This is a genomic window from Acinetobacter sp. NS-4, assembly GCF_037402435.1.
GTDB lineage: Bacteria > Pseudomonadota > Gammaproteobacteria > Pseudomonadales > Moraxellaceae > Acinetobacter.
In genome coordinates this window covers 25,860-47,460 of sequence record NZ_JBBEUE010000025.1, presented here as the reverse complement: position 1 = coordinate 47,460, position 21,601 = coordinate 25,860, and the positions used below count along the sequence as shown (strand labels likewise).

Below are 21,601 nucleotides of genomic sequence, written 5' to 3'. Positions count from 1 at the left end.
TTCATGACTCTAATATCGACTAAAATCTATTTTCAATTTCAGCTTTACGAACAATTTTTAGTTTTTAAAATAATTTATGAAAGAAGTCTAATAATTTTTGAATATATATTATGCGTAATTAAAATTTATTTATTTAATGTTACTGCAATTAATAGCTGGTGCTGTGGTTGCGCAATAACTTTCCATTCATCATAAGACAGAATAGGTGGAAAAGCGGCTACAGATTTAACAGTAGTCGCTTTGTTCTTTCTATGGGTCTCGACCTTAGCTAAACGCCTTTTAAATTTTTTTGATATTACAGTCACTTTTAACCCATCAATTCCAGTTTCACCAAAGCCAAAGCAATTCTTTCTATATGTTGATAAGCGGGTTGCTCCAATTCTTCGCCAAAAACATCGGGATCAATTTCTTCATAACACCAGTTCATATTGGAATAAGCAGTCATAAGCTGCTTTAAGTGTTCTAAAAATCGATTGCCATCTGCTCTTATAGCAACCCCGGTATATAAAAATAAACAGCCTTGGGGATTTAGTCGTTGAATGCCTTCTTTTACAATATTGAAGGCGAGTTCATTACCATCGAGTTGATCACCACCATGTCGATATTGGCGCTGATCTGCATCCATTAAATAAGGGGGATTGGCAAAAATAAAATCGAATTGGCCATCTAAATGGGCAAATAAATTACTGGAAACGGGATAAATATGGTTTAAACCAGCAAAGCTTGCATTGATCTGGCTATAAAATAAGGCCTTAGGGTTCAGATCCGCCACGATCATTTCTTTAAATTCCGGAGAGAACTTGGCCAAACTGATGGCAGCTGCAGAAGTGCCACAGCACAATTCCAACCCTCGTTTGAACGCATGGGCATGAGTCGATAAATATTGTTTCAGCTGATAAACAAAGCGATAAGTATCCGGGCCAAAAAAAACCGAGTCAGCGGCCAGGGTAGGAAAACTGGAATGAATAAATAATTCATCATCTAGCGATGATACACGGACATGACTGCGCCACTGATGCTCATGGAAATGAATAAGTTGATGTTTTTTCAGCACTGCAAAAAGTACAGGCTCAATGTCAGCTTCCGTAAATGCTGAATTCCAGCCGAATATATCCCTAAGTGTAATGGCTTTGTTCTGGGTATTGCTGTTTCGGCTTAAAATACGCTGATGGGAAAGCGGCGTGATGGTGGTAAAGCGATAGTTTTGTTGTTTTAAATAACCTAATAAAAAAAGTAAAGCCTGTTGCTGACTTGTTTGAATATCTAAAATCTGATTCATATGGATTTTCTCTTCTAATAATGAACGTATACCTGATGTTTAGGTTTTATCTATTCATGCGTGAAATAAAAATAAGATAAATTGATATTCACCTAAAACAGGCTGGCTTTAAGTAAAAGTGTGATGAGGATTGGTTTGATTTATATATTTTTATTATAGGGATATAGCAATTACCCTAACTTTTGAATGGCTAAGTTATTAATCTTATTTAAATTTAATAATTAACACGATCGAGATGACCATTTTACAATGATCATCTCAGGCTGAGGCTTATAAGCTGATAAATCGCGTTTTTAATGCTTCACTTCAGGTAAGTCAAACCAGATCACTTGCGCAGCTTGCAACGCTTCAATCTGACTTGCCTCTATAAAGGCAATAGCACCCCCAGCTTCTACAGTATGCTCTGCAATTTTGACTGCACCAGAAATCACATGCACATAATTTATATGTTGGGTCGCTTCAATGTTGAGGCTTTGACCCTGCTGGATTAATGCAGTTTTCACTTCAGCTTGCTGGCGAATATGCATTGGTGCATTTGCGTTGGGGCCAACAATCAAATGCCATTGATTCGGTTGTTCACGTGGATCACATTTGATTTGTTGATAGTTCGGTTCTGCATCACGCTCATTTGGAATAATCCAAATCTGCAATAAATGAACCGGTTCATCCCCTTGGTTGATTTCACTGTGCTGCACACCCGTGCCGGCGCTCATCAGTTGCCATTCACCGGCAGAAATTCCACCTGCATTACCCATGCTGTCTTTATGGGAAATGGTTCCCTCAAGCACACAGGTCAAGATTTCCATATTGTCATGCGGATGGGTGCCAAAACCGTTATGCGCAGCAATCAGGTCGTCATTAATGACACGTAAGGCACTCACGCCCATATATTGCGGGTTGTACCAATTGCCGAAAGAAAAGCTGTGTTTGGACTCGAGCCATCCCATTTTGACATGACCACGATTTTCACTTGGATGTAAGAAAGCATTCATAGTGCTGTTCCTGTCTTTATTCTTGAATATAAGCATTATTCTAATGATTTAAAAATGACTTAGAAATCATAAAAAAACAACAAATCATCCTATATTTGAAACGCTATTTTCTGATGATGTCTTTCATTTAAAATGCACCAGATATCAAAAAGCCTGCAATAGATGCAGGCTTTTTTTGTGCAGTGTATAGAGATTATTCCAGAAATTTAACCGTTACACCGGATTTGACTTTTTTACCCAGGTCATTGGCATCCCAGTTGGTTAAACGGATACAGCCATGCGATGCAGTTTTAGAAATTGCAGATGGGTTTGGTGTACCGTGAATACCAAACGATTTTTTGCTTAAACCAATCCAGATGTTGCCTACAGGAGCATTTGGACCTGGTGGTAAAGAAAGCGGTTTAGTATTGTTACCTTGAAGAAAGTTACTTGGTGAATAGCTATACCATGGGTTTTGCGCTACGCCAGTCACTTTATAAGTACCTGTTGGAGATGGCGTGTCCGAGCTACCAATGGTTGCAGGGAATGAGCCAATCATCTGGTTGCGGCTGTTAAATAAGTACAGTTGTTTTGCACCTTTATGCGCAACAATCAGGTGAATATCTTCCGGAACTTCATTGCGGATATTGGCTACAATAATCTTTTCACCGGCTTTTTTGAAGGTTGCTTTAGGATTTAACTTTTTCAAAAAGTCTTCATCCATATGGAACTTTTCACCCAGCATTTCGGTGACACGCGTGTAATACAAGCCTTTCATTTTTGCTTGCAAGGCATAATCGTGAGGAATAGTTTGGGCATAAGGACCTTTAAGATCCGCATCTGTCAGGGTGTATTCAATAAATGCGGGCTTGGAACCTTGCTTGGCAATCAAAGCATTCCAAGTTTCTTGAGTTAAAACACCTGTTGGCTGAATGCCATTAATTTGCTGGAAGGATGCAATGGCTTTCAGGGTATTTTTACCACTTGAACCATCAATTGCACCCGGAGAAGCATGGGCATTGTTTAACATGACATGCGCGCGTGCATAAACAGGGAATTGACCCTTGCCAATATTTTCATACCATGTCGCGTTGTTCAGGCCATCGATAGTCCAGGATGCTTTGGCAGCAGCACTGGCATTGCTCGGTAGTGTTGCTGTTTTTGTAGTAGGTGCAGCACCGATTGGAGCAGTCTCATCTTCAGTATTTTGAAGATCTTGCAAGGTTTGCGAAGCCTTATTCAGGTCTTTTTGTTCTTGAGGTGTAATCTGTGTATTTACAGTGCTTTGAGCGCTAGAAGCTGCTTCAGTTGCCAGAGGATCAATCGGATCTTGAACGGCAACATTGGTAAGCTTTTTAGGATTTAATGGTTGTTCAGCAGTAGATGCGGCAAATGCTGTACCCGCAAAAATGCAACTTAAACTCATGGCGAGTAATGTGCGAACGAACATGTAATTCAACCTTAAGAATTCTTCATTAACTATGTGATAAAACTAGCCAAGTATTGCAGAAAAAATGAGGAGATGCAGTATTTGTTTTGTGTAAAAATTATTTTACATTTAACGTGATCGATTTTTAACTGCAATAGAAGTTATTAAATTTTCGACCTTTTTGTTATGATGGTTCGAAGATTAAAAATGAGATGGGAAAGTAAATGACGACGCTAAAAAACGATCGTTTTCTGCGGGCCTTATTGCGTGAGCCGGTAGATACCACACCAGTTTGGATGATGCGTCAAGCAGGACGTTATTTGCCTGAATATCGTGAAACACGTGCCAAAGCAGGTGATTTTCTTTCCCTGTGCAAAAATAATGATTTTGCCTGCGAAGTGACCTTACAGCCTTTGCATCGTTATGATCTGGACGCTGCCATTCTATTTTCAGATATTTTAACAGTTCCCGATGCTTTGGGACTGGGCCTGTATTTTGAAGCTGGGGAAGGTCCGAAATTCCATAAAACCATCCGTAGCGAAAAAGATGTGGCGAATTTACCTAACTTCAATGCTAAATCTGATCTTGATTATGTGATGAATGCGGTAAGCACTATTCGTTCTGCATTAGGCGGTCAAGTGCCTTTGATTGGCTTTTCAGGTAGCCCGTGGACACTGGCCACCTATATGGTAGAAGGCGGTTCTAGCAAGGATTTTCGCTATACCAAACAGATGATGTATGCACAGCCTGAAGTGTTGCACGCTTTGCTGGACCGCTTGGCCATTGCTGTGATTGATTATTTAAATGCACAAATTGATGCCGGTGCGCAAGCTGTACAGATTTTTGACAGCTGGGGCGGTGCGCTGGCACATCGTGAATATATCGAATTTTCACTGAATTACATGCAAAAAATTGTTGCCGGTTTAAAACGTGAAAAAGACGGGCGTAAAGTTCCGGTCATCTTATTCACCAAGGGCGGTGGTCAATGGCTAGAGCCTATGGTCGCCACGGGTGCAGATGCCTTTGGCCTGGACTGGACTACGCCATTGAATGTGGCGCGTCAAACTGTGAATGGCCGTGCTGCATTACAGGGTAACCTTGATCCGGCTACTTTATATGGCTCGCCAGAGTCGATTGAAAAAGCCACCAAAGCCATGCTTGATGATGCTTATGCAGGTGGTGAAAAAACCGGTTATATCGCCAACTTAGGTCATGGTATTACCCAATGGGTCGATCCTGCGAATCCTAAAGTATTTATCGATACCGTGCATGAATATAGCGCTAAGTATCTTTAAGTACGTGTGAGTAAACTCATTTTTTAGGATTCAACCTTGATCAGTCTGTTTAAATCATGTTTTGAGTTCTCATTTAAGGCAGCTTCGGCTGCCTTATTTGGGATTTTACTGCTCGTTGCTTTTGTACTTACAGCATCCATGGGAAGCCAGGAGTTTTATGGCTTCTTTCGTTATGACTATTTGCTGTTTTATGCCTTAATCATCCAAGTCTGTTTGCTGTATTTAAAACTGGAATCGTGGGCCGAAGCCAAGGTCATTGCCCTGTTTCATATCATGGCCATGGGCATGGAAATTTTTCTGACTCATCCACAGATTGCATCCTGGCAATATCCACAGCCGGCTGTATTTAAAATACTGACTGTACCCTTATTCGCAGGATTTATGTATTCGGCAGTGGGCAGTTTTTTTGCCCGATCCTTAAGGCTGTTTCAGGTGTCGTTTGAGAAACTGCCAAATTTTAGCAACATGCTGGCTTTGGCGGTGCTTTCCTATATTAACTTCATGAGTAAATTTTTTGTTCCAGATATACGCTTGGTGCTGTTTGCCTGGAGCGTGATTATTTTCTGGAAAACCAAAATTCGCTTCCAGTTGCAACAGCATCAGCTGCAACTGCCGATGTTACCGGTGCTAATTATTTTGGCGTTTATTATTTGGATTGCAGAAAATATCAGTACCTTTAATAAAATCTGGTTATATCCCAGTCAGGTCGATGCCTGGCATATGGTGGGCTGGGGCAAGCTGGGTTCCTGGTATTTATTGCTGCTTTTGAGCCTGGTTTTGGTGTTAAAAATACTTGGGAAGCGTAGTGAAGATGGGATTTGGAAGTTAAAAAATAAATAATTTCAAATGTTTATCTAGTGATTGGTAACTTTAGTATAAATTGTTTTGCGTTGTGAGAAAGTTGCAGCTATCTTACAAAGGTGTAATAAAAATTGCACAACTGTGAAGAATTAAAATACTTGGATAATAAATTCTGGAGAATAGCCATGATGAAAAAATTAGCTTTAGCTGCAGTTGTAGCACTCGGTTCTAGCGCAGCATTTGCAGATAGAGATGCTGGTTGTGGTATCGGTTCACAAGTTTGGGCGGGTAAATCGGGTAAGGCGCCTAAAATTCTGGCTGCAACGACTAACGGTCTTTTTGCCAACCAGTTATTCGGTATTACTTTTGGTACCTTAGGTTGTAGCGGTACAGGTACAGTCACTGCTCAAGCCGTGACTTTTACCAATGAAAATGCTGAATCTTTAGCGCGTGATATGGCTGTGGGTGAAGGGGAAAGCTTAAATGTCCTTGCTGAACTTTTAAATATTAAAGCACAAGACAAAGCCCGTTTCTTTGCGGTTTCTAAACAAAACTTCGCTAAAATTTATTCAGCAGAAAATCATGATTCTTTACAAGTGCTTGCATCTTTACAGGCTGTGATGGCTAGAGATGAAGTGCTGAAAGCCTACGTATAATCGCATATCCCAAAACCCTGTCATCTTGACGGGGTTTTTCTTATTGAATAATTGATAATTCCAGATTTGCATGAAATCACTTGCGTTCGTTTTTGCTTTAACCTCTGCCACAGTTGCCTATTCAGCAACGACTGTCCAAATCGCTCAAGCTTATGTCGCTCAGCCCTATATAGAACGTGCAATACAACAAAAACTAGATCAAGACATCACTTGGCAAAGGCTGATGTATGCCGATAAAAAAGCACACAGTGAAGTTAGTTATGCAGGTTTTTTCTTATCCAATGACGGGAAGACTGATTTAAGGCAGGAATTACAGGCCAATATCCAAGCCTTATTTCAATCTGCAGAACCGAATCAATCGGTACGGTGCCGTTTTCCTGCACGCAGCCAGTGGTTAATGCAGCAACTCAATATTTCAGAACAGCAATTGCCAGTGGCCACTTGTCCGGAATTGCAGGACTGGATCGGGCAGATCAAGCCTTATAAAGCCACACTCATCTATGCAACCGACTTTATGGGCAATCCCAGTTCCATGTTTGGGCATACCTTGTTGCGTCTGGATCCCAAAGATCAAAAGCAGCTGAATCTAGTTTCTTATGCGGTGAATTATGCGGCCACAGTCACCGAGGGAGAAGACTGGTCTTTTGCATGGAATGGTCTAACTGGTCAGTATCCAGGTGAATATTCCTTAATGCCCTATTACCGTAAGGTGAAAGAGTATGGCGATCTGGAAAGCCGTGATTTGTGGGAATATGAACTCAATTTAAGTGCCGATGAAACCCGCTTTTTAGTGCAGCATATCTGGGAAATGAAACATGTGAGTTTCCCTTATTACTTTGTCAGTGATAACTGTGCCTATCGTTTATTGGGGCTGATTGATCTGGTTCGCCCACAGCTTGATTTAAAACAGCAATTTAAAGTGGCCGCCATTCCGGTGGAAACCATTAAGGCGATAGAGCAGCAAGGCTTGGTCAAAGAAACGGTCTATCGGCCTGCTTTAGAAACCCAATTGCTATCACAAGCCAGACGGCATGGTAAAAGCCTAGCCAAAGTGGCGCACCAAGTCGCTTTTGCAGAAACAATAGAGATGTCTAAGCAAATAGAATCTTATAAGGACTTAGATAAAGCCAAGATTTTAGAGATGGCTTATGACGATTTATATCTGCAATTGATTGGAACTCAAGTTGAGCCAGATTTTGCCCAGCCACGGTTACGCCAGTTATTGAGTTTACGCAGTCAAATTGACCTGAACAAACAACGCCAACAACCGCTACGGCCGAAAATGGATCCGACGCAGGCTCATGATGCACGACATTTTTTGCTAACTATGGGCGAAGTGCAGGGTGAAAAATTTATTGAGCTGGGACAGCGTCAGGCATATCACGACCTGATTGATCCGCAAGGCGGTTTTCGAACCGGTACCCAGTTATTGTTCTGGGATGGTTCAATCCAGTATCGCGATGATGAATTGAAACTGGAGCATTTTGATTTTCTGAACGTGAATTCTTATAACCCGCTAACTCCCTTTAAAACGCCACTCAGCTGGGGTTTTAATTTTGGCTGGAAGCAGGAGGCTTTGGATCAAAAGGGTCAGTTCAGTGAACATGAGCAACATGGTATTGCCAATTTACAGGTTCAGATGGGCTATAGCTATGCAAACCCGGAGCGTGAGCATTTGTGCTATATCCAACTGCAAAATCATATACAGGCAGCTAAGGCTCTGGATCAGGGCTGGCGTATCGGTATGGGGCCGACACTAGGCTGTCAAAATATCTGGTCAGATCACGTGAATAGCTTGGTACAGCTTGAATTACCGTATTGGCAAGATAGTCAGCAATGGCAACTTAAACTGAATACCCAGTGGCAATATGTCATTAATTCACAAAATGCACTTCGATTGAATTGGCAATATCAGCAACAAGACCATAAGGACTGGATGAAAACCAGTCTGGGATATGTGCGTTTCTTTTAGAATAAGTTGTTCAATAAATGTAAGTTTTTTCTCATTATTCATATAAAGCAAGCATGAGTTCACACGGTATTTTTTATCATTATTTGTTATATTAATAACGTAATTTTCTCGCTCTCTAAAAAAGTCTTGGAATAAATGGTATGAATACTGAAAGTATTGCCGTGCTTGCTGCGCAATGGAAGTCGGTTTGTCAGGACTTTTCAATAACTGATTTAAATGACACTTTTCAATTTATTCAAGCGCATTCCCAGACACTGGTTTATGAATTTTATAAAAATATCATGCAGGAAAAGGAAGCTTCCTATTTTTTATCCGATGATATTGTTCAGAACCGCTTAAAAACCACGCTTAATCAGTGGTTAATAGATTGCTTTCAGGTGCCCTTGCAGCAGAACTTTACTGAGATTGTAGAAAAACAGCTGATGGTCGGAAAAGTCCATGCGCGTATCGGCATTCCTTCCTGGCTGATTATGCGTGGTGTCAGTGAGATTGAAAAGAAAGTCTTTTTACTTCAGAGCGAACAGGTGCAAGCAAATAGTTTGTGTATGGCCTCTTATATCGTACAGATATTGGGTTTTGCTTCTGAAATTATGTGCCGCTCCTATGAAGTCAATCTGGAAAAAAATAATGATATAAAACATACCTATCGTTTGTTTTCTGCCATGCAGGATGTAGCGGCGCAAAAGGACAAGCAGCGCAGCTCATTATTAAACTGGGAAAATGAGCTGATGTTTAAGGTATTTTCCCACGAGCCGAAATTTACGCATCCCTTGCTGTCAAAATCTGAATTTGGCTTATGGTTTATTCATAAAGCTGCTTATGCTTTTACCGGGTCGGAGCAGGTTACGGCCATTGTTGATCGTATTTACCAAATTGATCCGCTAAGCCAGCAGATTTTAAATGCTGCCAAAAAAGATAAAGCCATTCAGTTGATTCAGGATATTCGTGATAAAAATAGAGAGATTCAGCATCTGGTCGATCAACTTTTTCAGGTGGCAGAGTATATCGACTCGGGCAGTGATTCCCTGACTCAACTGCTCAATCGACGTTATTTGAGTACCATTGTTTCGCGTGAAATTAATTTTTCCCGTAAAAATAATGCGCCGCTGTCTTTGCTGGCCATAGATGCAGACCACTTTAAACGGATTAATGACAAATTCGGACATGCAGCGGGTGATTTAGCTTTACAGTTTATTGGTGAAGTCCTGCTGGAGTCCATTAAGGGAAGTGATTATGCATTCCGGATTGGAGGGGAAGAGTTTTTATTGTTGCTGGTTGATAGCGATTTAATCCGGGCAAAAGAGATTGCAGAACAGATCCGTAGCCGGATTCAGGAAACCACCGTTGGTAACCGACAGGGCAGCAGTTTTAATTTTACCGTTAGTATCGGTTGTGCACTTTATGATGGCCATCCCGACTATCAGCGTTTTCTGGATGCTGCTGATACTGCACTGTACGCAGCCAAGAATAGTGGCCGAAATCGGGTCTATGTGGCTCAAACCGAGTTACAAGCCTCAACTATGACTGTACAGAGTTAACAAAGCGCCTAGCTATTGGACTGCTGAAGCCAGGCTTTGAATTTCTGTTTCTGTGCTACATATTCGGGATGGGCTTTGGCTGCATCCCATTTTTGTTTAAAAATTCTTGCCGCTGCCGCTTTGATGGAATCTTCTGTTTGACGCGGCAATTCCTCACGCTCATGTGCACCGCTTAACCCTTTTTTATCATTAGGCACAGGTCCATCATATTTTTTTCCGCCTTTATGATTGGCATAGCGCCGTGCATGGGTATAACCCATCTGTAAAAACTTGCATGCCATATCGGCCCCGACAAAATCGTTCTGTTGTAAATAGCCTAAGAAAAGCTGATAAATTTTTTCACTGCTGATTCGGGCTTTATCTTCATCGGCAAAACGCCAGTAGGGCAGGATTTCTGATTTATAAGGTTCAACCAAAAGCACGCCTTGTTCCCCACGACCAATTCGGTACAGTTCAGGCTGTTGTCTAAAATCAATTTTCTTAAAGTCGAGTGAGTAGTCAAAGCTTGTCGAGACCACCCGTGATTCCCGACGTGGCGTGGCCTCAGAGGAGGTTTGTCTGGTCATAGTCTCTCTGTGCTTTTCAGCCCTTTAAGTCATTATGAATAAGACATGCGGCATGATGTGTATCTAAATTTTGTTCAGATTTTTATCTACTATTTTTCTGATGCTTTCATTTGTGTGATTACTCAGTTAAACGTTTAGAAGAATGTGATCAGTAATAAGCTAGAGAGAAGGGTTCATGTTATAAAATGTACTGAGTATGCGACTGACTACTCGTTTAAAATTTTTATAAAAACCTGAAAGAAAAAAACCAGTATCCACAGGTTTTAAGCTTCAACCACCACGAAATATTTTTTAACCGCTTCAACCACTTCAAATTTTCCAGTAAAGCCGGGTGGAATAATGCCAGCCTCACCTGCTTTAATTTCGACAAAACTCTGCATTTTAGAATCATGCAAGCGTACTACGCCTTCAATCACCTGAAAGAATTCCTGTTTGTTGTCAGCAAATACAATATTCCATGCACCTGCTTCACAGCTCCAGATGCCACAGTTCATATTGGGATGCTCATATAAACTTTCAGTTAGGCGTTTAGGATTGCCCGCAACCAGACGATCAGGACGGGGATAATCAATGGTTGTTTCACTCTGAGTTAAACCGTGACCTGCTAACCAAATAGATGACATGATTTATCCTTAAAATCGAAAAGTTGCATAAACAAAAGAAATTAAAGCACAAATAAAAAAGCCTCAACAAGTGTTGAGGCTTTTCAATGATGAATTAATAAGATTCAGGTAGCGCACTTAAAAACTCTCGGCGTTCCTCTTTATTGGTTTTAAAATCACCGACAAAAGAAACCGTACGGGTAGTGGATTCCTGTTTGCCTACACCACGCATCATCATGCACATATGCGCAGAATCAATCATCACCGCCACACCACGTGCTTTGGTCACTTCAGCTACGGCTTCTGCAATTTGCTGAGTCAGGTTTTCCTGAATTTGCAGACGACGGGCAAACATTTCGGTAATGCGTGCAAATTTGGATAAACCCAACACATTGCCTTCAGGTAAATAGGCAATATGCACACGGCCATAGAACGGCAGTAAATGATGTTCACAGAGTGAATAAAACTCGATATTTTTGACCAATACCATTTCACGGTTATCGGAAGGGAAGACCGCACTATTGGTCACTTCTTCCAAAGTTTTGCTATATCCAGACGTTAAATACGAAAAAGCTTTAGCAGCACGCATTGGCGTATCTTTAAGACCAGGACGATTAAGATCTTCACCAACGGCAGTTAAAATGTTGGCGTAGGATTGCTGCATAGACATAAGACGTGTTCACTTACACTGATATTGAACAAGGACGGCATTGTAGCAGAAAACCACTCCAATGCCTGCTTTTGAGGAAAAATCCGATTACTGTTTGAATTTTGGGTTCTTTTCTGCACGTTTCAGCAGAACCAGAACCGCACCCGTGCCGCCTTGCTTTTCAGGAGCACTGACAAAGGCTAAAACATCACGGTGCTGACGCAGCCAGCCATTCACATAGGTTTTTAAAATAGCTTCAGGCCCTTTGCCATGTACAATCTTAATGACGTTCTGATTTTCATCTTTGGCCATTTGAATAATCTGTAGTACAGCTACACGGGCTTCTTCTACGGTACAGCCATGTAAATCGACTGCTTCAAACCAGCGCAGGTTGCCTGCTTTTAAATCTTCAAAAACTTTATGCTGTAACGTGGCAATGCGATAGCTTAACGCCGCTTGGCTGGCTACCGGATTAAGCATGGCTTGAGTATCCGACAGCTCCGCCTGATCGGTTTCCATAGGGCCGGTTGCAGCTGCACGTTTGGCTAAAATTTTTGCATCCGGTTTTTTCTTTTTGTTCTTTTCAATCTTTGCAATATTACTGCTGTCGATTTTTTTGACACCTTGCATCGATTTCTGGAACAAAGCGAAATCATCTTCCTGCTCTTGCTGAGGCTGAGCTTTAGGCTCAGGTTGCTTGGCAATGGCAGTTGAATGCGGATTGGTCATTTGCTTTTTAAAAGATTTCAGTAAATTGTACTGATCTTTCGAAAGCGAAGAATCATGTTTACTCATAATCTTAATTATTCATCAAACAGTTTCAGGCTGACCAAACAATGCCGTGAAGGCATGGTCTGGACGAGGCTGTTTCATAAAACTTTCACCCACAAGGAAGGCATGAATATCATGTTCTTGCATCATGTGGACATCATCTGGAGTGGCAATACCACTTTCAGTCACCAGTAAACGTGAAGGCTCAAGTAATTTTTTCAAACGAAGTGATGTATTTAAATCGACATCAAAGGTTTTTAAATTACGGTTATTCACGCCTAACAGACAACGCTCTGAAAGTCTCAGTGCACGTTCAAGCTCAGCTTCATCATGCACTTCAACCAGTACATCCAAGTTATGTTCAAAAGCGGTTTTAGACATTTCTTCGAGTTGCTGGTCAGACAGGCACGCCACAATTAAAAGAATGCAGTCAGCATGCAGGGCACGTGCTTCAATCACGCCATAAGGGTCAATCAGGAAATCCTTGCGTAATGCAGGTAGGGCACAATGCGAACGGGCAATCTGGATATTTTCATCCGCACCTTGGAAAAAGTCCACATCTGTCAGTACAGACAGGCAAGCAGCACCTGCCTGTTCATACTGCTGGGCAATTTCAGCAGGATTAAAGTTCTCGCGAATCACGCCTTTCGAGGGGGAGGCTTTCTTGATTTCAGCAATCACGCCTGGACGCTTGTGTTGTAAAGACTGCGCAAAACCACGCACAGGTGTTGCCGCCTGAGCCAGTTCTTCCACATCTTTATAGCTGTGTTGCTTAAGACGAGCAGCAAATTCTTGCTGTTTACGATCCACAATTTTACCTAAAATTGTATTTGCGATATCTACCATGATCTTTGTCCTACCGTCTTAAGCTTCGTATTCTTTTAAAGTTTTTGTGTATTCAGACAAAATGCCCATCTTTTCCAAAGCTTGACCACCATAGATAATGTCATGTGCCAAAGCAACGCCTTGCTTATAGCTGCTGGTCAAACCTGAAACGTAGATCCCTGCACCGGCATTCAGTGCCACCATATTTGCCGCTTTTTCACCGATTGCAGATTTTTTCTTGCCTAAAGCATCTTTAATCAAAGCCAGGCTTTCAGCTGCACTATCTACAGAAAGGCCGGTTAAAGTTTGCGATTCAATGTCGACTGCTTCAGGCTGAATTTCCCATTCGGTAATTTCACCGTCTTTCAGTTCAGCCACATGAGTGGAAGATGCGAGACTGATTTCATCCAGACCATCTTTAGAATGCACCACCATGACATGTTCTGCGCCCAGTTGTTTGAGGACTTCAGCCATAGGGCGGCAAAGTTCGGTAGAGAATACGCCAATCACAAAACGTTTTACCCCGGCCGGATTCGTAAGCGGGCCAAGCAGGTTGAAAATACTGCGGAAGCCGAGTTCTTTACGCGGGCCAGCAGCATATTTCATCGCTTTGTGATGATTGGGTGCAAACAGGAAACCGATGCCCATTTCACGGATGCAACGTTCAGTTTGCTGCATGTTGAGGTCAAGATTAATCCCGGCCTGTTCTAAAAGATCAGATGAACCTGATTTGGATGACACACCACGGCCGCCATGTTTGGCAATGGTTGCCCCAGCAGCTGCAATGACAAAACTTGATGCAGTCGATACGTTAAACAGGTTTTGTCCGTCACCGCCGGTACCGACAACGTCGACTAAATGTGGAAGATCGCTGACATCAATTTTAATCGCAAATTCACGCATTACACGAGCAGCTGCGGTAATTTCGTCAATGCTTTCGCCTTTTAAGCGTAGGCCCATCATTAAAGCACCAATCTGTGCATCAGTGGCTTGACCATTCATGATGGTACGCATCACTTCTTCCATTTGCGGTTGAGTGAGCTCGATATTTTTAGTGATGTTATTTAAAGCTTGTTGAATATTCATAATCTTGATAGCGCTCGTTATGCGTAAATTTCTAAAAAGTTTTTGAAGATTTGGTGACCGTGTTCACTCAGAATGGATTCAGGATGGAACTGCACGCCTTCAACCGGCAATGTCTTATGTTTCACGCCCATGATCTCTTCCATAGAGCCATCTTCTTCATTGGTCCAGCAGGTCACTTCTAGGCATTCTGGCAATGTCGCCTGATCAATCACCAGGGAGTGATAGCGCGTTGCAGAAAATGGGGAAGGCAGATTGCTGAAAATCCCTTTATTGCTGTGATACATGTCCGATAAACGGCCATGCATGACTTTTTTGGCGCGAACCACATCTCCACCAAAGGCTTGTCCAATACTTTGATGTCCCAAGCACACTCCCAGTAAAGGAATTTTGCCGGCAAAGTGCTGAATTGCAGGAATGGAAATGCCTGCTTCGCTTGGTGAACACGGGCCAGGACCAATAACGAGATACTTCGGTTGCCATCGCTCGATATCTTCCAATGTAACGGCATCATTACGGACTACTTTTACTTCCTGATTTAACTCGCCAAAATACTGGACGATGTTATAGGTAAAAGAGTCATAGTTGTCGATCATGAGAAGCATATCAAGCGTATCCCTTAGAAATTTATGCATTTATTTTGTTTTACGGTTTTGGTTACCCGTACCATTACCCGTTTTAAGAAAAGTACCCATGCTGACACAAAATAAAAAGCCTGCTAGGTGCAGGCTATATTATCAGATTCTTGCTTGTATTTTTCGACTTCTTTTTTGACTTGCGACTCGTGCCAAAAAACATCTTTTTCGCTTAGCTTGATTGGCTTTGGAAGTTCACCATGTTTTAACATTCTATAAAATTTAGTACGACCAACAGAAAGCAAACTCATAAACTCCGATGCTCGTACTCGCTTATCAATATTCATGACACCTCTCCCAAAGCCAGCACCACACTTCTCGGCAATCCGCTTAAATAAGTGCTAAACAAGTGATACAACTTGTCCGCATTCATCTCATTAATTTCGATCAACGCACCTGTGCCAGACTGAACACGCTGTCTCGACCATCCGCGCATATCAAAAGTGAACTCATTGTCAAAATCCACTGCATTGATAATTGCATTGAATGAGCCGACATCACCGGTATCCATTTGCATCAAGATAGCTTGTCAGATAAGGATGCTGCTGAATTGCGTGCAGTACAAGCTGCTGAAAATGAGCGCAAGCGTATTGAGGCTGAACAATTTGCTCAGGCTGAAGCAGAGCGCAAGGCTGAAGAAGCTCGATTGGCTGACAAGCAGCATAAAAACCGTATCTGCAATGAAGCGCTAAAGCTAATTGGATTTGATGCTGATGAGCCACACCGCTCATCAAAAAGCTATGAAGACAAATTTATGGCAGATCACCATATCCTTTTTAATGCCCTGAGAAATGTTCTGTGTAAGCAATATCAGGGCACCAGATTCTAATTAGGTCGAATCCGCCATAATTAAAACCTTTCGAATTCGAAACCTTTAAAAAGACATTTATACTACTGGTGGTGCCTTTACAAATGAGGGAACCATATCGAGTAGATTAACGGAATGATGAGATTTTTTAATATTTAATAAATCACAAATTAAGATAAGCTAATAATGTGATTTGATTAGAATTATTTTTGTTTTTGGTATATTTCGCCACTGAATATTATTTGATTAGTGTACAAAATAATCAACAGAAACTTGGTGGTTTCTAAATGACCTTACCACTCTCAAGGTCATTAGTTTATAGGCCCATATCCAACTACTACTGGAGTGGGCTTTTTTTTGCATGGAGAAAAGTAATGCTCCGATTTCTACGTAAATTATTCTGCTTTCATGCTTATGAGTTTGATTACGACCATGAGCGTGGATATGTCCAAGAATGCCGTAAATGCGGTAAAGATGATTGATTGATTCTCCAAACTTGCCGGACGTATTACGGCACATAAGACCCCGCTCAATATGCATTATTGGCGGGGTTTTTCTTTTCTTATTGGTGGTACCTATGACAGACAAAGTACAAGCGAAACAAGACTTAGAATTTTGCAGTGCTGAGCTGTCTAAGTATCAGAATCTCAGTCGATCAGGATTAACTCGAAATGAGTTGCTGGCAATTGACGGCATCATGATTAAGTTGAAAGAGCGGATTTCCTATCCAGAGTCATGCCGACATCACCAAAGCTATTAGCTTCATGCATACCCATGCCAAGGCTGTGAAGCACGCCGTGAATGGATGAAGAAGCAATATGAGCGATCAAGAGAAAGAATGCGGTTGTGTAGGGTCGCTCCCGAACACTGTTTACCCAACAGCTTCCGCACTATATTTGGGTAATTGCAGGGGTGCAAAATAAAATGAATCCATTAGAAAGAATAAATAAAAGCGTATTTGGTTATGAAAAAGAGTTTGGCTGCACACCTGATATTATTTATTTAACAAGACAATTTTTTGAAGCTATTTTAAGAGATAGATCTATTGGTTGTATTTTACCAATGAATGACGAGCACCCAGAAATATTTGGAATGAAGGTTTTTGTTATCCCACATCTAGATGGCTTGGACTTTTCTCTATTTTCAGCATGGCACTTAAACAGGTTGAGCGATAAATACAAAAAAGACTCTAGATATAGTGATTACACTATTGAGATTGTGGTGCCAAGATATTCTTCTACGGAAGTTAGTTGTGTAGCCAATGGGTCTGCTGCACCAACAATTAATGATCAGGCAGCTCTAAAAAATATTAAGGTCACTGCATCTGCGAATATCCTTAAGGATTGGGTGAAGCAAAAATGACTCCTGAGCAAATCAAAGATCAAGCACTAGATGGTGCAACAGGATATTGCTTCATTAGTAATCATCTTTTTTATATTTTGGATAAGGGTAAGGAAAGGTTCGCTTACTCGCAAATTTATCCTCATTGGCAGAAAGTTGAAAAATACGAGATAGAAATAAAGCCGCTTTAAACCATGAACCGCCCACTGAGGCGGTTTTTTAATGAGTAAAATTTATGTCAGCAATGCTCCCAGACTGGACAACCGCTTGCCCAGATTGGGAGAAGCGTATTGTTGCAAAAGAATCACTCATGCCATGCAAGCCGTTATTTCCTGAAGTAGCGGATATTGCTTTAAGTATTTTTAATGAATTAATCCTGGTCGATGTGATGGATAAGGATGCAGGTGAGGAGTCATTAAGAGACTTCTTAGCCAAGCATTTAAACGTCGAAATCGGCATGAACCTGCGTGCAAACCGTTGGGCAGGTGCTGAATATTGGCTGCAGCAGTCTAAGAGTTTCACTCTAAGCAAATTAATTGATCAATCAGATGTGATTACTGCCGGTATCGATGGTGGTGGTCTGGACGATTTGCTCGGATTTGCAGTGCTAGGGCGGCATGCAAAGAGCCGTAAATGGTGGCTTTGGAATCATGCCTGGTGTTTACGAATTGCTTTAGAGCGTCGAAAAGAGAATGCACCTAAATATTTAGACTTTGAAGTTGAGAAAAGTTTAACGATTGTGGATTCCGTAGGGCCTGATATTGACCAGCTTGCCCAATTTGCCAAGCAAGTTTATGACAGCGGCAAGCTCGATAAGATTGGACTTGATCCTTTAGGTCTTGGCGGTCTTTTAGATGGCCTACTTGCTGTTGGTATTCCACAAGAACAGATGATTGCTGTAGCGCAAGGGTACAAGCTCGCAGGGTATATTCAAACGACTGAACGTAAATTAGCGGAAGGTAATTTATATCATGCAGGTCAAGACTTAATGACCTGGTGTGCTGGTAATGCTCGAATCGTTATGAAGGGCAAACCGCAACTCCTGCCGCTGGTCAGACTGCTGAAGAAGCTAAAAAATCAGCTGAAGGCAACCCAGATCCCGAAGGTAAAAAGCCGAAAATTGAAATTGTGCCACTCGCTAAAGGTGTCGGCTTTGCACAATATGCACGTGCAAAAATTTGCTCTCAACTGGATGCAAAAGAAAGCCGCTATATTTCCCCACTCGATAAAGCTAAAGAGCTGGGATTTGGTGATGAAGTTCAAGACCTTATTGCAAAAGCAACTTTGGGTACCACAACTGATGGTGGTTTTGCATCAAAGTTGGTAGCTGAAAACCGTTTAGTTGGTGAATTTGTTGACATGCTTCGTGCTGCAACTGTATTTGATCAGCTTTCTGGTTTCCGTGCAGTACCGTTTAATTCGAAAATTCCTAGCCAGTTAACTGGTGGTACCGCTTCATGGGTAGGTGAAGGTGCAGCGAAACCTTTAACTAATCCAACTTATGGTGAAGTGGAAATCAAAGAGCATAAGCTTGCTGCTATCACTGTTTACACTCAAGAATTAATGCGTCGTTCTGATCCTGCAGTCGATGTGCTTGTTCGTGATGATTTGATTGAAGCGTCAAAAACTTTGATTGATAGCACTTTCCTTGATGCGGTTGCAGCAAGCGCGGTTCACATCGCAAAGAAAAAAAAGTTATCGAGCTTAACAATAGCGAGCGCTTTGTTTTTGTTGGCTCATTTAGCGAAGCGCGATTCTCATCAATCCGATATTGGTTGCGTCAATCAAAAATTGCACCGAGCGCCGAATCATTAAATCTTTTTGATGAAAAAATGATATATCGTGGCTTTCATGCGGCGACGGTTGGTGGTACGGATGCAGTGACATTTGCTCAAGACAGTGCAATTGCAATTATTCCAATTGAACGATTTTATGCTGATGGTGTACTACAAGGATTAACGATCACGCCTGAAAAATGGGAAAACCTTGTCGCTGCTCGTACAGGATTTATGAATGACCAACTAACAGTTATTTCCGGATTCACTGGTAATAATTTTGCTAATCGCGCAATTCCAGAAGATGCAAAATATGCATTTATTAATTTTGCTGTAGCTGGTGTAGATAACACAAAATATGCAAAGTATGTAAAGTATGTTCGACAAGGGTATGAAAAACTAACTGTAGCTGAATTAAATGATAATCAAGCTTATGCATTTAATGCTCAAAAAGCCGGTTTTGTTCGTCAAGTTGATAGTCTTGGCACAGCATTTTATAAGCTCGATAGAGATATTTTTGAATATCCGTTGCAGCGAGTTAATACAGCAGAACTAGCTCCAGCTTTATTTGAATTTATTAATGATGTTTATTATGGACCATCTAATGCAGCAAGTGTGTTTAAGCCAGATGGTACGATGCGAAAAGTGTTTATTGAAGTAGTTACGCGTGTGGTCTCATCATTAACAATACGTGTATCAATTGAATCTCAATTAGAGTCAGGTTTTTATGAGTCAACTGCATTAACAAATATTAGTTTTAATGGTGCGACCTTACTAACTTCAACAGAAGCTTTGTATCGTACAATTACTTCAGATAACATGACGCTGTTTGTCGTTATCAATCCAGCATCGTTGGTTAATACTAGCTCAGTAACTCTATTGACGTCAGAAACCGGACAAGTAAAGCAAACATATTTATTAAAGCGATATAGTGATACTGTCACTAAAAATTACGATCGTTTTGATAGCTTTGAAATGTCTAAGCCGCGCTTTGTTTCGAACTATGACTACACACCACCAACTGCAAAACTGGCTGAATCATGGGTTGAAAATGGCGCAAAAGTTTATAAACTTGCAGGAACAGACAGCAACGCAAAGCATGAACAATGCGCATTGACTGCACAAAAATACATTGAAATTGACGGGAAAAAAGCAATCACTGTATTTTGCTCAACAGAAACAGATGTAACTTACTCACAAGCTCAAGTTAACTTAAACCGAAATCAATCAGCTCTACGAAATTCAAATACAGCACTTGGTCAATATGTGCATCCGGATGTTGTATGTATTCCGGATGGATTTCTGGGCTATAAATACTGGATGATTAATAGTCATTATCCTTATGGAAACCCGACTATTGAAGACCCTGAAGTATTCGCATCTAATGACGCTTTGAATTGGGAACGTGTTTTACATACTGATGAAAAGTTAACAAATAGTATTCCGTTTCGCATTCCAAAAAGTTATTGGGATATTTACGATATACGCAGTTTTGATGAGCGTTTTTATCTGTTTATGCCGATTCCGCGTATTACAGCAACAATGGAATTTCAAACGTCGAGCGGAATTTCACAGCAATCTGTAAAGTCAATTTTAAATCATGATCCAGCAATCAGTTATCAAAATGGCTGGTTGAACTTCTATCTCACGTATAACTTTGGTCTTGAAAGTGTAGGAGCACGTCATCGCTACACAGTTTGCTACCGAACCAAAGATTTTGTGAATTGGGAGGTTGTTCGGGAGGATGGATCTAGCTTTGCTTATGATCAGACTTCTGCTCAAACTATTTTTAGCTCAACAAACGGGGTGCGTAATCATATTGCGTATTTTGACAACACAACAGCTACAGATGCATCAAAGCAATTTGTACGTGTGAGCGATGACGAGTGGTATTGCTATGCGGTTCGATCTGAATCAAATACAACAACACTTGTACGCTATGCTGGGACAAGCCCATATCAATTCAATTGGAATGCGCGTCAAATCTGCACAATGACACCAAATTACATCGATATGCTTTGGCATATTTGCGTGCAGTACATTTCAGGTAAGTTCTACTTTATGTACGCAGGTGTGATGACTGAATCAACAAACGGTGTGGATTTCATAAACGCAAATCAGCCCTTTTTTCACGCAGGGATGCAAGCTGAAATCTACAAACCTTATTTTTGTTTAGGTCATGATAATAAGGTCAAAGTAGGTGCTTCAATTGCTGCGCGAAATATATCTACAGAGCCACATATTAGTACAGGACTTAATGCATTAAATAAGTTCACAACTGTGCGCTATGTGCCAATGACTGTTAGTTTTGAATATCCATCAATGGCTCACATCTTGGCGATGGGACAGCAGATCCGCAAAGATGCCTTTATTGATGTTGTTATTTCAGTTAATCGTGAGCGTACTAAGCAGTTTTTTATGCATTACATTCCAAAAGTTAAAGGGCAGGCAACTTTAAGAAACATTGAACTAAGAAAGGGTGATTATGTTCGTGTGGTTGCGTATCTCAATACAACCGGCGTTGGAGTAGCAAATTTTGAGGGTATTTTAATTGATGAAAGATAATTAATTTTTCAGCCAAACAAAAACACTATAAACTGTCGAA

At 41.2% G+C, this 21,601-nt stretch carries 23 protein-coding genes and 1 pseudogene; 12 read left to right on the top strand and 12 right to left on the bottom strand.

Annotated elements, in window-relative coordinates; translation table 11 throughout:
- Positions 1 to 307: 307 nt before the first annotated feature.
- The 3 genes from WAE57_RS15095 to WAE57_RS15085 form a co-directional block, all read right to left on the bottom strand.
- Positions 308 to 1,279, bottom strand: coding sequence for a class I SAM-dependent methyltransferase (locus tag WAE57_RS15095; protein WP_337711198.1), 972 nt, complete (start codon positions 1,277 to 1,279; stop codon positions 308 to 310).
- A 293-nt stretch (positions 1,280 to 1,572) separates the two neighbouring features.
- A complete protein-coding gene (locus WAE57_RS15090; RefSeq protein ID WP_337711197.1) occupies positions 1,573 to 2,271 on the bottom strand; it encodes a pirin family protein in 699 nt (232 codons plus the stop codon).
- A 193-nt stretch (positions 2,272 to 2,464) separates the two neighbouring features.
- Positions 2,465 to 3,700 carry a L,D-transpeptidase gene (locus tag WAE57_RS15085; protein WP_337711196.1) on the bottom strand — a complete coding sequence of 412 codons (1,236 nt, stop codon included), beginning with the start codon at positions 3,698 to 3,700 and terminating at the stop codon, positions 2,465 to 2,467.
- 203 nt (positions 3,701 to 3,903) lie between these two features.
- Here WAE57_RS15085 and hemE point away from each other — a divergent pair, with 203 nt between their 5' ends.
- From hemE to WAE57_RS15060, 5 genes are all read left to right on the top strand, one after another.
- Positions 3,904 to 4,974, top strand: coding sequence for a uroporphyrinogen decarboxylase (hemE, locus tag WAE57_RS15080; RefSeq protein ID WP_337711195.1), 1,071 nt, complete (start codon positions 3,904 to 3,906; stop codon positions 4,972 to 4,974).
- Between the two features lie 39 nt (positions 4,975 to 5,013).
- Positions 5,014 to 5,814: a DUF817 family protein gene (locus WAE57_RS15075; protein WP_337711200.1), complete on the top strand. Its 801-nt coding sequence runs from the start codon at positions 5,014 to 5,016 to the stop codon at positions 5,812 to 5,814.
- 146 nt (positions 5,815 to 5,960) lie between these two features.
- On the top strand, positions 5,961 to 6,431 hold the full coding sequence (locus WAE57_RS15070) for a DUF3015 family protein (protein ID WP_337711194.1): 471 nt from the start codon (positions 5,961 to 5,963) through the stop codon (positions 6,429 to 6,431).
- Positions 6,432 to 6,501: 70 nt separating this feature from the next.
- A complete protein-coding gene (locus WAE57_RS15065; protein ID WP_337711193.1) occupies positions 6,502 to 8,403 on the top strand; it encodes a DUF4105 domain-containing protein in 1,902 nt (633 codons plus the stop codon).
- Positions 8,404 to 8,543: 140 nt separating this feature from the next.
- Entirely contained in the window at positions 8,544 to 9,941 is a 1,398-nt protein-coding gene (locus WAE57_RS15060) for a diguanylate cyclase (protein ID WP_337711192.1), read from the top strand.
- A gap of 8 nt (positions 9,942 to 9,949) precedes the next feature.
- On the opposite strand, the gene WAE57_RS15055 is transcribed toward WAE57_RS15060, so the two are convergent.
- The 9 genes from WAE57_RS15055 to WAE57_RS15015 all read right to left on the bottom strand — a co-directional run bounded on the left by WAE57_RS15055 (position 9,950) and on the right by WAE57_RS15015 (position 15,589).
- On the bottom strand, positions 9,950 to 10,507 hold the full coding sequence (locus WAE57_RS15055) for a DUF4385 domain-containing protein (protein ID WP_337711191.1): 558 nt from the start codon (positions 10,505 to 10,507) through the stop codon (positions 9,950 to 9,952).
- Positions 10,508 to 10,770: 263 nt separating this feature from the next.
- A complete protein-coding gene (locus tag WAE57_RS15050; RefSeq protein WP_337711190.1) occupies positions 10,771 to 11,130 on the bottom strand; it encodes a cupin domain-containing protein in 360 nt (119 codons plus the stop codon).
- Between the two features lie 94 nt (positions 11,131 to 11,224).
- Positions 11,225 to 11,773, bottom strand: a complete 549-nt coding sequence (folE, locus tag WAE57_RS15045; RefSeq protein WP_171264006.1) for a GTP cyclohydrolase I FolE — start codon at positions 11,771 to 11,773, stop codon at positions 11,225 to 11,227.
- A 93-nt stretch (positions 11,774 to 11,866) separates the two neighbouring features.
- The gene (locus WAE57_RS15040) at positions 11,867 to 12,553 is read right to left on the bottom strand and encodes a Smr/MutS family protein (protein ID WP_337711189.1); all 687 of its coding nucleotides are present in this window, start codon (positions 12,551 to 12,553) and stop codon (positions 11,867 to 11,869) included.
- A 15-nt stretch (positions 12,554 to 12,568) separates the two neighbouring features.
- Entirely contained in the window at positions 12,569 to 13,375 is an 807-nt protein-coding gene (gene trpC / locus WAE57_RS15035; protein ID WP_337711188.1) for an indole-3-glycerol phosphate synthase TrpC, read from the bottom strand.
- Positions 13,376 to 13,393: 18 nt separating this feature from the next.
- Entirely contained in the window at positions 13,394 to 14,440 is a 1,047-nt protein-coding gene (gene trpD / locus WAE57_RS15030) for an anthranilate phosphoribosyltransferase (RefSeq protein ID WP_337711187.1), read from the bottom strand.
- Positions 14,441 to 14,457: 17 nt separating this feature from the next.
- Entirely contained in the window at positions 14,458 to 15,042 is a 585-nt protein-coding gene (locus WAE57_RS15025) for an aminodeoxychorismate/anthranilate synthase component II (protein WP_237787939.1), read from the bottom strand.
- 113 nt (positions 15,043 to 15,155) lie between these two features.
- Positions 15,156 to 15,359, bottom strand: coding sequence for an AlpA family phage regulatory protein (locus WAE57_RS15020; protein ID WP_337711186.1), 204 nt, complete (start codon positions 15,357 to 15,359; stop codon positions 15,156 to 15,158).
- Positions 15,356 to 15,589, bottom strand: a complete 234-nt coding sequence (locus WAE57_RS15015) for a hypothetical protein (protein WP_337711185.1) — start codon at positions 15,587 to 15,589, stop codon at positions 15,356 to 15,358. Before WAE57_RS15015 ends, WAE57_RS15020 begins: the two co-directional genes overlap by 4 nt.
- A 9-nt stretch (positions 15,590 to 15,598) precedes the next feature.
- Here WAE57_RS15015 and WAE57_RS15010 point away from each other — a divergent pair, with 9 nt between their 5' ends.
- The 7 genes and pseudogenes from WAE57_RS15010 (at position 15,599) to WAE57_RS14980 (ending at position 21,561) form a co-directional block, all read left to right on the top strand.
- On the top strand, positions 15,599 to 15,901 hold the full coding sequence (locus WAE57_RS15010; protein ID WP_337711184.1) for a hypothetical protein: 303 nt from the start codon (positions 15,599 to 15,601) through the stop codon (positions 15,899 to 15,901).
- A 556-nt stretch (positions 15,902 to 16,457) separates the two neighbouring features.
- Entirely contained in the window at positions 16,458 to 16,640 is a 183-nt protein-coding gene (locus WAE57_RS15005; protein WP_337711183.1) for a hypothetical protein, read from the top strand.
- Between the two features lie 164 nt (positions 16,641 to 16,804).
- On the top strand, positions 16,805 to 17,242 hold the full coding sequence (locus tag WAE57_RS15000) for a hypothetical protein (RefSeq protein ID WP_337711182.1): 438 nt from the start codon (positions 16,805 to 16,807) through the stop codon (positions 17,240 to 17,242).
- Positions 17,239 to 17,412, top strand: a complete 174-nt coding sequence (locus WAE57_RS14995; protein WP_337711181.1) for a hypothetical protein — start codon at positions 17,239 to 17,241, stop codon at positions 17,410 to 17,412. The genes WAE57_RS15000 and WAE57_RS14995 overlap by 4 nt, the downstream gene beginning before the upstream one ends.
- Before the next feature lie 44 nt (positions 17,413 to 17,456).
- Positions 17,457 to 18,251: pseudogene (locus tag WAE57_RS14990) on the top strand (hypothetical protein); the annotation flags it as partial.
- A gap of 89 nt (positions 18,252 to 18,340) precedes the next feature.
- The gene (locus WAE57_RS14985) at positions 18,341 to 19,036 is read left to right on the top strand and encodes a phage major capsid protein (protein WP_337711199.1); all 696 of its coding nucleotides are present in this window, start codon (positions 18,341 to 18,343) and stop codon (positions 19,034 to 19,036) included.
- Positions 18,997 to 21,561, top strand: coding sequence for a hypothetical protein (locus WAE57_RS14980; RefSeq protein ID WP_337711180.1), 2,565 nt, complete (start codon positions 18,997 to 18,999; stop codon positions 21,559 to 21,561). Before WAE57_RS14985 ends, WAE57_RS14980 begins: the two co-directional genes overlap by 40 nt.
- The last annotated feature ends 40 nt before the right edge of the window (positions 21,562 to 21,601 follow it).